Below are 14452 nucleotides of genomic sequence, written 5' to 3'. Positions count from 1 at the left end.
TATAATACAGGCTCTGAAATATTTTGTTACGTTACCTCGGTAACACCTGAGATTACAACATGAACAACAGCAGATGGGTCGGCTTTATAGGCGGCACGATTGTCTTACTTAGTACCTTTATCCTCTTCGGATCTTCCGTCCACGCTGCTTGGTACCGAATCCCTGCGGAAGCCATTCATGGTATCGCCTTCACTCTGGCTTTTGGTTTAGGGTTAAACAGCCTACTGGCGTACGCGACGGCAATGCTTACTCTCGCAGCGCTATTCTACATAGGTTTTGTTGTTGGCTACCGTATTCATCAGAAACTTAAATAACCTTCTGTCTCAACCTGAGCTTAATAACGGATACTTGATAACTAAAAAGGGAGCAAAGGCCCCCTTCTCAGATATCAGCATATAGATGCTCTATGCCCGTTTTAATCATTAAGGTGGTATACCCTCAACGACTGCTGCATGCCGAAAACATCATCACCTAAATACTCAACCGTCATTGGAACGTTGGTCAGCAGAGTAAAACTGGAGTCACTGAACCTGCCATCAACATCACTGTCCAAATGAACAAAAAACGTAGGCTTGTCAGCAATCAATGTAATTTGGCTTCCTTCAATAGAGACATCAATATTGGCTTTTGCCATAGGCAAAGTTTTCAGCTCATGAGTGCAAAACCATGTGTTGCTTATTCTGTCTTCACCGATTTGCGCTTCAACATAGAAGAAGCCTGACGTAAGTTCATCCTTCTCAACCGATTCATCCAATTGCCACAAAATCGTATTGCTGTCTGCTATGACCGTTTGTTCTAAGCTCCAACATTGCTTTTCTTCCCCTTGCCAATCTACCCACTTGAGCAGTGCGTTGACGCTTGCGGGCTCTTTGGCATCATTGAGCAAATGCAGACTCAACTTGCCTGTATGCTCGGAAAATACCAAATACTGCGGCGCAAAAAAGCGTTTTGCATGGTAGTGCAACTGCTTCCAACGACCACTGTATTCCAAGCTAGACCAAGAACTGACAGGCCAGTTGTCGTTGAGTTGCCAGTACAGCATGCCGCGACAAACTGGAGAAATGGCACGCCAATGATCGCACGCAGTTTTGATCGCGATTGCCTGCTGAACTTGGCTTAAATACAGCATGTTCTCGAATCCAGAGGGAAAACGGAAATAACGCGTGAACATCTCTGTGATGATACTGTTACCACGAGGATTCTTCTGATGTTGTTCAAAGGTTAGGGACGTGATATTCCAATCTTGCTCCGGGACAAACTGCTTAACTTCTGCAAAAGATGGCCAAGATTGAAAACCAAACTCAGAGCAAAAACGAGGATTCACGTCAAGGTAGGCATTGAATGATTTTCCTGAGTGCCAAACGTCCCAAAAGTGCATATCGCCTTTACTATCATCATGCCACGCGTCACCGAAATCCAGTTCACCATTACACGGGGAACTTGGCCAGAAACGACGAACGCTATCTTGTTCGGTAATCACCTGCTCAATCATGCGGTTGAGGCGATCGTAGTTAACCGTGTATTTGACTTTGTTGTGCTTGGATTCTTCATACCAACCAATAGCTCCAATCACTTCATTATCACCACACCAAAGTGCTATTGATGGGTGCTCTTTAAGCCTCGAGATTTGGTATCGAAGCTCACCTTCGACCTCTTTTAAGAAGTCATTATCAGATGGGTACAGTGAACATGCGAACATCATGTCTTGCCATACTAATAAGCCGAGCTCATCACACAGATTGTAAAAGATCTCGCTCTCGTACTGACCCCCCCCCCACACACGTATCATATTCATGTTGGCGTCAACCGCACTTTGCAAAAGGTTGCGATAACGTGTTTCGCATTCTCGCCCCGGCATTGCGTCAATAGGGATCCAGTTGGCACCTTTAGCATTAATCGGTACGCCATTGACGATAAATTCCATTGCAGAGCCGTGCTCATCAGCTTGGTTATTTAGGGTTAACTGACGCAAACCAATGTTGTGCGTTAACTTTTGCTCTCTGGAAGAAATGGTAATGGGGTAAAGATAAGCTTCGCCATAACCCGATGGCCACCAGCGTTGAGGCTCCGAAATGTGGAACTGGCAATGATAGTGACCACTTCCTTTTGTTTGAATGCATTGACGCTCACCATTAAATTCAACAATCAGTTCATGGCGTTGACTGTCCGTTTCCACTTCAACTAATACATCAAGAAACACACTCTCATCGGCTTGCCATTGCTGCTCTGTCGAAAAGCCTTTGAGCCAAAGCTCATTCACAATGTCGATTTGAATGGGGTCGTAAATACCCGATACCATCAAGCAAATGCCCCAATCCCATCCGGAATGACATTGCGTTTTTCGGATCAAATTCATATGCGGAATTTGATTATTTCCCATTGCGGAAGGGATTGGGAAAGGCAATTTTTTGGCGCGTTCCACACCTTCTATATCGACTCTGGCGAATTGAACAAGAACAGTATTTATGCCCTGTTTTAAATAAGGTTTGATATCAACTCGTTGTTGATTAAACATGTTGCTGCAAGTTAGTGCTAACTCACCATTAATATAGAAAGTTGCCAAGGTATCGACACGAGTTAGCGTCATCCACACTTGCTTGGCAGACAACGTAAACGCGTCGACTTCAAACTCACGCGAGATATGCCACTCACACTCTTCAATCCAACGAACTTTGTTTTCATTATCGGCAAAATAAGGATCCGGAATGCGCTCTGCTTGTAAAAGCGCCGAAATATTATCGCCCGGAATAGACATTGGAATTTCAATATCGGGACGCTGTGGCGAGGTAAGTAACCACAGTCCATTAAGTTCGAAGTGAGCCATTGAGTAAACCTCAGTTTGGAGAAAAAACATGCTTTCTCAATGTAATCCTGAGTAATCCATGCAAAAACAAGGGAAATGTTATTTACATACGAAATGCGGTGCACTTCACGTAAAAACACTTTCCTTTGATCTCTACCCAAAAATCAGCAACTTGGCTAACCTGTTAAAAATTAATCGAAATCTAAGGTTATATTTGCAACTTCGACATGTTAACATCATCGGCTTTTTGAACATCCTCACACTTTTCGTCGAAACGATGTGAGGGGAAATGCACGGCTTCATAGCCCTAAAAAGCGAAGTAATTATGTCAAATATGACGAATGCCGCCTCCCACACAGCGCCTATTCAGGATGCTGACTATTCTGCTATTCATCCCCCATCTCTGCTCAAGCGCCTCGAACTCACCAATCCTGTCTTTTGGTTAAGTGGTAGCTTCCTCACTCTATTCGTTTTACTTGCCCTAACGAATACCGACTCTCTAACCGCAATGGTTAACACCGGCTTCGGCTTTGCTACTAAATATTTCGGAGCTTACTGGCAAGTACTGCTTCTTCTGAATTTCCTTATTGGTTTGGCTCTTGCGTTTGGTCGCACTGGTTATGTGCGTCTAGGTGGTCTAGCGAAACCTGATATTGATAACTTTAAGTGGTTGTCAATTGTACTCTGTACCCTACTTGCAGGTGGTGGTGTGTTCTGGGCCGCTGCTGAGCCTATCGCGCACTTTGTGACTGCCCCACCTTTATACGGTGAAGCTTCACCGAAAACTGCCGCAATCAATGCTCTATCTCAGTCTTTTATGCACTGGGGCTTCTTAGCTTGGGCGATCCTTGGTGGTTTATCTTCCATTGTCTTAATGCACTTGCATTACGATAAAGGCCTGCCTCTTAAGCCGCGTACTCTGCTTTACCCTGTGTTTGGCGATAAAGCCATTAAAGGCTGGATTGGTGATGTTGCTGACGCATGTAGCATTATTGCCGTAGCAGCAGGAACAATCGGCCCTATCGGCTTCTTAGGTTTACAAATTAGCTACGCGCTAAACTCATTGTTTGGCCTGCCAGATACGTTCGTAACGCAAAGCATGGTTATCATGGCAGCGATCCTGATGTATACCCTTTCCGCACTAAGCGGTTTGAGCAAAGGTATTCAAATCGTCAGTCGTTACAACATTATTTTGTCTGTGCTGTTAATTGGTTACATCCTGTTCTTTGGACCGACAAGCTTTATTGTTGATGGCTACGTACAAGGCGTTGGTCGCATGGTAGATAACTTCTTCCCAATGGCGCTTTACCGTGGTGATACGGGCTGGCTAAGCTGGTGGACAGTATTCTTCTGGGGTTGGTTTATCGGTTATGGCCCAATGATGGCGATCTTTATTGCTCGTATCTCTCGTGGTCGTACAATTCGCCAATTGATCATGTCTATTAGCATCGCAGCACCGCTGATTACTTGCTTCTGGTTTAGTATCGTTGGCGGCAGTGGCCTTGCGTTTGAACTTGATAACCCTGGCTTGATTTCATCTGCGTTTGAAGGCTTTAACTTGCCTGCAGCACTGCTAGCGATTACGGGTGAATTACCTTATCCAATGATCATTTCGGTTCTGTTCCTGATCTTAACGACAACATTTATCGTGACGACGGGTGACTCAATGACTTACACAATCAGTGTAGTAATGACGGGCTCAACAGAACCAAACGCAGTGATTCGCTCATTCTGGGGCTTGATGATGGGTATTGTCGCTATTGCGCTTATCTCAATGGGCTCTGGTGGTATTTCTGCATTGCAGTCTTTCATTGTAATTACCGCCGTGCCTGTGTCTTTCATTTTGCTGCCAAGCATTTGGAAAGCGCCTGGCATCGCAAGTAAAATGGCAAAAGAGCAAGGACTAGTTTAAACCGCCTCTCTAACCAATATGCGAAAAAGAGCCCTTCATTGGGCTCTTTTTAATTCTGCACTTTATCCTACGCTATCAATGCGAATCATCACTGCATCTGGACGCCAATACTCGAATTCGCAGTCCATTAATTTGCCATCTTGTTTGTAGTTTACTCGACGAATTTTCAGAACCGGCTGTCCTTCAGCCAAGTTCAACGCTTTAGCGACATGAGCAGGTGCTGACGTTGGAATCACATCAAAACGAGAGCGCTTTGTCTCGTAACCATACTTCTCACGATAAATGCCCGTCAGCGACATGGTGAGGTTCTCGGACAATATGCCTTCAAACAGTGCCGCTTTGAGTACATTTTCAACAAACAATACCGCTCGCCCATCAATAAAACGCAACCGTTCAATCACATAAATTGGGGTAATTCGCTCAACCTCTAACGATTTTGCATATTCACCTGCAGCCATTTCACTTCGTACGTTGAGTAACTTGGTTTCTGCAATACGATGCTGCTCTCTAATCATTTGATGGAAGTGAGAACGAGACAACGGGTTGTAACAGATCCGCTCTGGAGATACGTACCAGCCACGACGCTCTTCTCGGTAGATCAGGCCTTCAGTTTCTAAAGACACCAATGCATCTTTGATAGTGATTCGAGTCGTAGAAAATAGTTCACTGAGCTCTCTTTCTGATGGCAATTTTTGTCCTTCCGACATGATGCCGGAAAGAATCTGCTGCTTTAAGCTGCTTCTAATTTTTCCTAATTGGGTACCAAATTGTCCGGTGCCTGTCGCTCTCATTCTGATCTAGTCCAACGATAATTTGATGAACAACATAAGGCGTGTAAGTAACAAAAATATGACATTAATCAACAGAACACATATTGAGCGTATGAAATATAAGTGCCATAGAAATTCATAAAAACTGTCAAATTACTTGCGCTAAATCGTCACATTCCATCCATAGCATACAAAGCGAACTTACTGACCTAGTCCAGAAGGATGGAGACAATGAAAACTTTGCTAAGTCGTTCAATTACTGCACCAGCGGCAATCATCGCGGTAACGCTTGCAGCACCAACAGTAGCGAAAGAAGCCGATATTGAGTCATTGGTTACCGCAGCACAAAAAGAAGGGGCGGTTTACAGTGTAGGTATGCCTGACAGTTGGGCGAACTGGAAAGACACTTGGGCTGATTTAAAGTCAAATTACAACCTTAAGCACCAAGACACGGATATGAGCTCGGCTCAAGAAATCGCAAAATTCGAAGCTGAGAAGAAAAACGCGACCGCAGACATTGGTGACGTAGGCTTTGCCTTCGCACGTGTAGCGGTTAAAAAAGGCGTCACTCAGCCATACAAACCAACAACTTGGAATGACATTCCAGATTGGGCAAAAGACGAAGATGGTCATTGGGCACTTGCTTACACTGGCACTATTTCTTTTATCTCCAACAATAACCTCGTAAAAGACGCGCCAAAAACGTGGGATGACCTATTAAAAGGCGACTACAAAGTGACCGTAGGTGACGTCGGCGTAGCAGCACAGGCAAACAACGCGGTTCTCGCCGCAGCGTTCGCCAACGGTGGGGACGAATCCAACCTCAAGCCTGCGCTCAAGTTCTTTTCTGAACTCGCGAAGCAAGGTCGTCTTTCATTTACTGATCCGAACATCGCCAACCTAGAAAAAGGCGAAGTTGAAGTGGCGATCATGTGGGACTTCAATGCGTTGAACTACCGCGACAAAATTGACCGCGACCGCTTTACAGTAAGCATTCCTCAAGATGGCTCTGTGATTTCTGGTTATACAACCATAATCAATAAATACGCGAAGAACCCTAATGCAGCAAAGCTTGCTCGTGAGTACATCTTCAGCGATCAAGGGCAAATCAACTTAGCAGAAGGTTATGCGCGTCCAATCCGCACCAACATCACACTGCCTCAAGCAGTGCAAGACAAGCTAATTGCTAATGATCAATACAGCAATGTTCACCCAGTGACTGACTTCTCAGCTTGGGAAAAGTCAGCACGTAAGCTGCCACGTCAATGGCAAGAAAGTGTCTTAATCCACCAGCAATAAGAGTGAGTCGTTATGAGCAATAAGGTCATCCTTGTTGTTCTAGATGGACTGAACTATCAGGTAGCCCGTGATTGCATGGGCTACCTCAATGGTCTTCTAGAACAAAGTCGTTCCCAACAAGAAACTCGCGCAACGCTTTATCCTGTGCAGTGTGAGCTGCCCTCTATGTCTCGCCCACTTTATGAGTGCATTTTAACGGGCGTTCGCCCTGTAGAAAGCGGCATCGTAAACAACAATATCGTTCGTCTATCCAAACACGATTCCATTTTCAGTTTGGCAAAAGCCCAAGGAAAAGTCACCGCTGCGGCTGCCTACCACTGGGTAAGTGAGCTTTATAATCGCGCGCCGTTTGAACCAGCTCGCGATCGTTTCACGCATGATGAAACCCTGAATATCCAGCACGGCTGCTTTTACCATTGGGATCATTATCCTGATGAAGCCTTGTTCCTGGACGCAGAGTATTTGCGTCGAAACTATCAACCTGATTTCTTACTGATCCATCCCATGAATATCGACGATACAGGACATAAATTTGGCCTAGACTCTCGCCAATACCGCAATTGTGCGCGAGGTGCAGACATTATTCTTTCCAACTACATCGAACAATGGCTTGCTGATGGGTATCAAATCATTGTGACCAGCGATCATGGCATGAACAACGATCTTTCTCACGGTGGGATTTTACCTGAAGAGCGAGAAGTTCCTCTGTTTGTCATTGGCGATAAGTTTACCCATCAGGATTGTCATATTAAGCAAACTGATATTTGTGGCACCGTTTGTCAATTGCTAAACCTTGACCACACGAAGCCATACACTCAGGAATTGTTAGCACTATGAGCAGTTCTGTCCTCTCCCCAAGCTCTAGCGAATCTCGCTCAAATTTGGCAAGTACTTGGTTAAAGCGCTTTAAGCCAGCCATTTGGTTAGTGCCTTTCGCGCTGTTTTTCTACCTATTTCAACTCGCACCGATGATTTGGGTACTGTTAAACAGCTTTATCTACGATGGCGAGTTTGCCTTAGATAACTACATTGAAGTGCTCGACTCTGCCTTTATGATGCAGGCGTTTGGCAATAGCTTGTGGTTAGCGGTGTGGTCGAGCATTTTTGGCTTAGCCATTGCGACTTTGTTGGTATCTTCTCTACGCAGAGTCGATTCTAAAGTCCGCGACGGTGTGATTGCGTTTACGAACATGAGCAGCAACTTTGCAGGCGTACCTCTGTCATTCGCTTTTATTATTATTTTAGGCACCAATGGGGCGATTACCCTTTTGCTCAAGCAGTATGGCTTACTCGGTGATTTCGACCTTTATGGTAAATGGGGCCTGCTGGCCATTTACATCTACTTCCAAATCCCGCTGGCGGTGTTGTTGCTCTACCCTGCGTTCGACGCGTTGAGTGATGATTGGCAAGCAGCTGCTGCGCTACTGGGAGCCAAAACATCACAGTATTGGGCGAAAATCGCGCTGCCAGTGCTCTCACCGGCCTTATTCGGTACCTTTATTATCTTAATAGCCAACGCAATCGGCGCATATGCGAGTGTTTATGCGTTGACCTCCGGTAACTATAACGTCATCACAATTCGAATTGCGAGTCTGGTATCGGGAGACCTGTTCCTTGAACCTAATCTCGCCGCCGCAATTTCGGTGATTCTAATGGCGTTACTTGCCTTTATCACAGTGATTAACCAATGGCTCATTTCGAAAAGCTATGCAGGTAGGAAGTAGTCATGCACAACGTTAATACTCGATTCCATAAAACGGTGGTTTATTCCATTGTTGGGATCATGCTCATCCCGATTTTAGCGACCTTTGTCTATTCGCTTTCATCACGCTGGGGCGCCACGGTGCTTCCGGATGGTTTCACTTTTGATTGGTACGTTAAATTGCTGACCGACCCACGTTTCTTGCAAGCGTTTGGGCGTTCGCTGTTTATTTGTATTGCTTCGCTAACCCTCAGTGTGCTTCTGGTTCTGCCAGCGATATTCGTGGTGTTTTACTACTTTCCGAAGCTCGATAAGCTCATGAACGTATTGATTTTGCTACCATTCGCTGTACCACCAGTCGTGTCGTCCGTCGGCTTGCTTCAACTTTATGCTGACAGTGAAATATCTCTTATCGGTACCCCTTGGATTTTAATAGGCACTTACTTCACCATCGCGTTACCGTTCATGTATCGTGCGATTTCCAATAGCTTCGAAGCAATTAACCTCAATGATTTAATGGACGCGGCACACTTACTAGGGGCAAGCACAACCAAAGCGTTCTTGATAGTCATTTTACCTAACCTCAAGAAAGGGCTGATGGCATCGCTTTTCCTTTCATTTTCATTTCTGTTGGGAGAGTTTGTGTTCGCCAATATTTTAGTTGGCACACGTTATGAAACCCTGCAAATCTACTTGTATAACATGCGTCAGACGAGCGGCCACTTTACGTCTGCCTTAGTGATGACCTACTTCCTATTTATTTTTTTCCTGACTTGGTTGGCAAGTCGTTTCAGCCGAGGAGTCAAACAATGAGCTACGTAACAGCGAAAAATCTGACTAAACGTTTTGGTGATAACACCGTATTTGAGGACATTCACTTTAACATCGAGCAAGGTGAATTCATTACGCTTTTGGGCCCTAGCGGTTGTGGTAAATCGACGCTACTTCGCAGCCTTGCAGGGCTTAACCCTGTCGATGGGGGCGAGATTTGGGTTAACGGAGAAGATATCACGCATCAAGTCCCGCAAGAGCGTGGTATTGGGATGGTCTTTCAATCGTATGCGCTGTTTCCCAATATGACCGTCGAAGGCAACATTGCATTTGGCTTAAAAATGAAAAAGCTTGCGAATGATGATATTCGACGTGAAGTGGCTAAAGTCATCAAACTGGTGGATCTGGCAGGTAAAGAAAAACACTATCCACATCAACTTTCTGGCGGTCAGCGCCAGCGTGTCGCTCTCGCCCGAGCGTTGGTGGTGAAACCTCGTATATTATTGCTTGATGAACCACTTTCTGCGCTTGATGCCAAAATCCGCAAACATCTTCGTCAGCAAATCCGAGATATTCAGAAAGAGATGAATCTCACCACTATCTTCGTAACTCATGACCAAGAAGAGGCGATGATTATGTCTGATCGTATCTTCCTAATGAGTAAAGGGGAAATTGTTCAAGCAGGAACACCTGAAGAAATTTATACTCATCCTGCTAACGAGTTTGTGGCCGGTTTCATGGGACACTACAACCTTGTAGAGGCCAATAAAGCCAAGCAACTCTTCAACATTGATACCGAATGGAAAGTAGCGATTCGCCCAGAGTCTATATATGTAAAAGAGCAAGGTCGTCAATATGATAGCCACATCTCAGCGCCACAAGTAGGTACGATCACCAACCACCAGCTTCTAGGTAATGTTATTCGCTACCAAGTGAACGTTGAAGAGTGTGAGCTCACTGTTGACTTGCTTAACCGCTCTTCAGAACGCTTACTAGCGAATGGCAGCCAACTAGAGCTACTCTTTAACCTAAACGAAATTCAACCAGTGAGAGCCTAAACATGTCCAAACCTTTGTATGTTTTTGATATGGATGAAACCCTAATAAACGCTGACTGCGCAATGATTTGGAACGAGTTTATGGTTGAGAGAGGCATCGCGACTGATCCTTTATTTATTAAGGAAGATCAGCGTCTAATGGCCTTATACTCTGAAGGCAAAATGGACATGGAAGATTACCTAGCATTCTCCATGAAGCCACTAGAAAACATGCCGATTGAAGAAGTAAACGCCTTGGTTGAAGAATGTGTTGAAAGCCATATTCTGGCTAAACAGTTTCCTCAAGCCAAAACCCTGATTGAGCAACTGTCTCGTGATGGTATAGATATGGTTATCATCTCTGCCAGCGTCACTTTTTTGGTGGAAGCCGTTGGTCGCCGTCTTAATATTCCAACCGCACTCGGCATCGATTTAATCGAGAAAGACAACCGTTATACTGCTGAAATCGACGGTGTCCCTAGTTATCGTGAAGGTAAAGTCACGCGCTTAAAACAGTGGCTAGAAAATCAGCCTGAGCCTTATTCTGAAATCCATTTCTATACCGATTCAATCAACGATTTACCGCTTTGTGAATACGCAGACTACGCTTACCTGGTAAATCCATGCCCACAACTAAAAGAACACGCGAATCGATCAAATTGGACGCTATTACATTGGAATTAGCCTTCAGTCTTTATAGCAATAAAGGGCAGATAACTGCTGCTCTTTTCCTTTAATTGTCTGGTTATACGTGAACTCAAATTTGAGACCATCGAAAAACAAACACACCAGTAACAAAATGGCGTAAGCCATGTCGAATTATTAAAAATAATGAAGATTTAGCAGTGTGATATGACAAGATTTATATAACCAAAATGGATAAAGAAATGGTCATCTATATCTCATGATGTATTCAAATTCGACAGTCAAGCATTCCAGGAACAATAGAACAACATATTCACAATCCAGACTAACGATAATGAAAACATTGATTTAAGAATTAACATTTTAACAATCATTGCAACAATGTTAACTTTAGCTCCGTTGGTCGCGCTGGTGGTAAGCCTCTCACCAAGCCTATTGTCAGTTTTATATGGACGTTCGACCACCTCCAAAATGAATAGACACCCAATTTGGTGCCCTTTATTACGCCCGCAGAGGAAATTCTTTGCGGGCTTTTTTCTTTAAGTTGAAAGTCAGAGCGCACAGGATCAATTCTATTTGGTCAATCTCTCTACCTTGGAGGTAGTATACGAATCAACAAGCGGAGACAACTCTAGTAACTCTAACACCTTTTTCTCAAAGGTTTCATCAGCACTTCTCACCCAATCTAAAAACTTTTTTTGAGCAAACATAGGCTCGATTTCGTATAAAAACTCGATACTAAAGTAAAACTCATTTTTGATATGCAAATTGTAAACTCTTCGATAGTCCCTCTTATACTCCAAGTTACCTTCTACGTATTTTGAGTACGTTTTCTCTCCAACATCAATAGCCTGGCATTTAATTGGGGGGTAGCTGCGAAGAAACTCTCCTACGAGAAACTCTTCTTTCGCTCTCTTTTTTTCTTCGTTTATCGGCTCTAATCCCCAGCGATGATTTGCGTAATCGTTAGCATCATTCATCATCTCTGTATGATCTCCTTTCTTAGATCCTTCAGGAGACTCTAGAGCATGATAAAACTCCACATACTCTTTTTCTATGAATGAAGATAATTGATTGACAGATCTAATATTCTCATTGGCAGACTTGATCCTTAGCCTAATATATAAACCACCTTGTTTATTTATAGGTAATAGAGGGTTTAATATTTTTTTTTGAAATGAGAAGTAAATAGAAGCCAATTTTATTAACTTTTCATGCCGTTCTTCTTTTGAGTCAACATCGAATTGTTTTAACTCCACAAGATCTTGGTATACATGCCCTTCATATATATTGTTCGGACACTCAAATGACAATACGAAGTCATCTATCTGGAATACATTATGTAGCAAGTTTGAAAAATCTGGCTTTCCTCGAAAGCCATCTTTACAAGTTTTAATAAGGCCCATATTTCTAACTCTTATTCTTTAAATATGCATCAATATCTTTTAAACGTTTACTAGCCATATTAGTACCAGACATCATCAGTTGTCGTCGATAGGATTCAACACCAAAATAGGGTAATGTATGTGGGCTCTCTGTGACCTCTCCATTCATCACCAATCCCAAGAATTTACAACAACGAACGAGACTACTTGCCGATAATGGAGTTTGTCTCGCAGCAATATTTGGGACAATATCAAAGGGATTCGTTCGGGTTTTATTGTAGTTTATCTTCAAACCAAGCTGCTGTGCGTTTTTTCCAATCTTCGTTGTATTGGCCCCTCCTGCGTGCACCACAACTTGTTGATTCAATAGTTTTAAGCTCGGATTCTTTTTCCTTACATATTCAAGCGCAGAGTTAAAAATAATGGCACCTTGACTATGTACTGTCCATTTCACTTGTTTACCCTGCTCTGCACATTGTTTCATTACTGCTGCTAGGTGTTGAGCATTGTGCGAAGTAAAACGAGTTTTGTCATAAACACATTCAATAAGATCCAGCTTCGCATTATCAGAAGGGTTGTGAAACAACGTATACTCTGTTGGCTTATCTTCTTTATATGCCACCTGCGTATGTACTCCCATCAGTGTCGCCGCTTTCTCATAATCATTCAGCATTCCATTTACCGTAGCATGAAGCGTATTGACTTGATGAGTTACTTGAGCTTTAGTGTGGTCCCACTCAGCCAACAATAACTTTGCTTCGTCATTGTTCTGCACCCCATTATACTCACCATTTTTACCTGTTTCTTTCTTCACATGATACATTTGGGTTCTTTGATGTGAATGCTTAAAAATAGACTTACCATGCAATTGTCGATCAAAAGCTATATCATGAATTACAACTTTCCCGTCTCTAAGGATACAAGTTAATAAATAATGATAGTTTTTGAAGGGATACCTAGTTCGAAATATTCGAAGCAATGGATTACGTTTGTGTCTAACTACAGACGGTGTGCTTGGGTTAGATGAAAGAAAATACATTTCTTTGACAACTTGCTTCTGATCATATTCATTCAGAGACGCAAGCATGATGAGGGATTGTCTTGATAAGTATAGTTTTTTATTGCTAAAGAGTGTAGCTGAAAGTCTCACTCTTCCATGTAAGAATTGTTCAATCTCATTAACCGACTTATTACTTAGCCCAATATAATCAAAAGCCTCTTTCCTTTCAATAAACTCCCAAGTCATTACGAATCCCTCTTCAAATAAAAGTGAGGCATATACTAAGGTATTATTAAGGTCAACAAGGAGACTAGATCTTTCTGAATTTCAAATATATAGCATCGCCTCCAATTTAATGAAATCAACAATTTTAAAAATTACATTCATCCCCATCTCGATGATAAATCACTAGATATATACACCTATTGATACGAAGGTTAAGTGCCTTAAGTCACGTTTGAAACAAGAGACATTTAATCATGAACTACCAATTATTGGGGGAACGTACCCATAGATACTAATTATACAGTATACCTTTAACAAAAAAGCCAGCCTTAAAAGGCTGGCAAGTAGAGCAACAAGGTCAGTGCTTACTGCTAACTAGCACTAAACTCGTATTGGATTCATTTTCGTCTGTTAGTCTCTTTATCGGCGGTTATGACTTGCTTGCTTTCTCTTTGTGGCACGTTACCTTTACTAACTGTTCTTGCTCATCTTTAATGTTTTTCACGATACGCTCATCGCGTGCGTGGATGGCATCCATATTCATTTGCTGAATATCTGCTACAGCTTCATGCTTCATTTCAGAAAAGTCCTGACGTAAATCTGAGCTCCACTCCTCTTTGTCTAAAGTGTTAGCAGCAGCGATTGGTGATGACATTACAACAATAAGACTTAGAGTAGATAGAAATACGCTTTTCATAATAAGCTCCTTGAGGATTAGCAGTTCGTTTTAGTTACAATTTATATATTGCACATACGATGCCAACTTTTATTTTGTTATTTTTCAATAACTTAAATAAATCCATATATTCATCATTATCTCCATCTGGTAAATTTCGCTAACCAAGTGTTAAATTAACCAAGAGAATTAAACACGAAAAAGCATTCATAAAAAGAATAGTTTATC

The 14452-nt window shown here is 42.9% G+C and carries 13 protein-coding genes; 8 read left to right on the top strand and 5 right to left on the bottom strand.

Translation table 11 applies throughout. The features are described from left to right. Window positions 1-59: 59 nt before the first annotated feature. Window positions 60-314 carry a hypothetical protein gene (locus L3V27_RS01015; protein WP_046875806.1) on the top strand — a complete coding sequence of 85 codons (255 nt, stop codon included), beginning with the start codon at window positions 60-62 and terminating at the stop codon, window positions 312-314. A 101-nt stretch (window positions 315-415) separates the two neighbouring features. On the opposite strand, the gene L3V27_RS01010 is transcribed toward L3V27_RS01015, so the two are convergent. Continuing rightward, entirely contained in the window at window positions 416-2824 is a 2409-nt protein-coding gene (locus L3V27_RS01010) for a glycoside hydrolase family 2 protein (RefSeq protein WP_237310755.1), read from the bottom strand. 304 nt (window positions 2825-3128) lie between these two features. Between L3V27_RS01010 and L3V27_RS01005 the strand changes: the two genes are divergently transcribed. Beyond that, window positions 3129-4715, top strand: coding sequence for a BCCT family transporter (locus tag L3V27_RS01005; protein WP_005392697.1), 1587 nt, complete (start codon window positions 3129-3131; stop codon window positions 4713-4715). 62 nt (window positions 4716-4777) lie between these two features. Here the strand turns inward: L3V27_RS01005 and L3V27_RS01000 are convergent, their stop codons facing one another. Then, window positions 4778-5506, bottom strand: coding sequence for a UTRA domain-containing protein (locus L3V27_RS01000; protein WP_085569182.1), 729 nt, complete (start codon window positions 5504-5506; stop codon window positions 4778-4780). A gap of 210 nt (window positions 5507-5716) precedes the next feature. Here L3V27_RS01000 and L3V27_RS00995 point away from each other — a divergent pair, with 210 nt between their 5' ends. From L3V27_RS00995 to L3V27_RS00970, 6 genes are read left to right on the top strand one after another with little or no spacing between them, the layout of a single operon-like run. Next, complete coding sequence (locus tag L3V27_RS00995; protein ID WP_005392695.1) at window positions 5717-6784, top strand: ABC transporter substrate-binding protein; 1068 nt, start codon at window positions 5717-5719, stop codon at window positions 6782-6784. Between the two features lie 12 nt (window positions 6785-6796). After that, the gene (locus L3V27_RS00990) at window positions 6797-7621 is read left to right on the top strand and encodes an alkaline phosphatase family protein (RefSeq protein WP_085343276.1); all 825 of its coding nucleotides are present in this window, start codon (window positions 6797-6799) and stop codon (window positions 7619-7621) included. Beyond that, entirely contained in the window at window positions 7618-8508 is an 891-nt protein-coding gene (locus tag L3V27_RS00985) for an ABC transporter permease subunit (RefSeq protein WP_085343277.1), read from the top strand. Before L3V27_RS00990 ends, L3V27_RS00985 begins: the two co-directional genes overlap by 4 nt. 2 nt (window positions 8509-8510) lie before the next feature. After that, window positions 8511-9299: an ABC transporter permease gene (locus L3V27_RS00980; RefSeq protein WP_237310754.1), complete on the top strand. Its 789-nt coding sequence runs from the start codon at window positions 8511-8513 to the stop codon at window positions 9297-9299. After that, on the top strand, window positions 9296-10315 hold the full coding sequence (locus L3V27_RS00975) for an ABC transporter ATP-binding protein (RefSeq protein ID WP_005373862.1): 1020 nt from the start codon (window positions 9296-9298) through the stop codon (window positions 10313-10315). Before L3V27_RS00980 ends, L3V27_RS00975 begins: the two co-directional genes overlap by 4 nt. Window positions 10316-10317: 2 nt before the next feature. Beyond that, on the top strand, window positions 10318-10977 hold the full coding sequence (locus L3V27_RS00970; protein WP_237310753.1) for an HAD family hydrolase: 660 nt from the start codon (window positions 10318-10320) through the stop codon (window positions 10975-10977). Between the two features lie 533 nt (window positions 10978-11510). Here L3V27_RS00970 and L3V27_RS00965 read toward each other — a convergent pair. The 3 genes from L3V27_RS00965 to L3V27_RS00955 form a co-directional block, all read right to left on the bottom strand. Further along, window positions 11511-12344: a DNAase gene (locus tag L3V27_RS00965; protein WP_237310752.1), complete on the bottom strand. Its 834-nt coding sequence runs from the start codon at window positions 12342-12344 to the stop codon at window positions 11511-11513. A 4-nt stretch (window positions 12345-12348) separates the two neighbouring features. Then, window positions 12349-13569, bottom strand: a complete 1221-nt coding sequence (locus L3V27_RS00960) for an alpha/beta hydrolase (RefSeq protein ID WP_053808078.1) — start codon at window positions 13567-13569, stop codon at window positions 12349-12351. Between the two features lie 409 nt (window positions 13570-13978). After that, the gene (locus L3V27_RS00955) at window positions 13979-14245 is read right to left on the bottom strand and encodes a hypothetical protein (protein ID WP_046873807.1); all 267 of its coding nucleotides are present in this window, start codon (window positions 14243-14245) and stop codon (window positions 13979-13981) included. Window positions 14246-14452: the final 207 nt, after the last annotated feature.

The sequence above is a fragment of the Vibrio sp. J2-3(2022) genome (genome assembly GCF_021725735.1).
GTDB classification, from domain to species: Bacteria; Pseudomonadota; Gammaproteobacteria; order Enterobacterales; family Vibrionaceae; genus Vibrio; species Vibrio diabolicus.
Note: the sequence above shows the minus strand (reverse complement) of the source record. Positions and strands in the feature narration are given on the sequence as shown.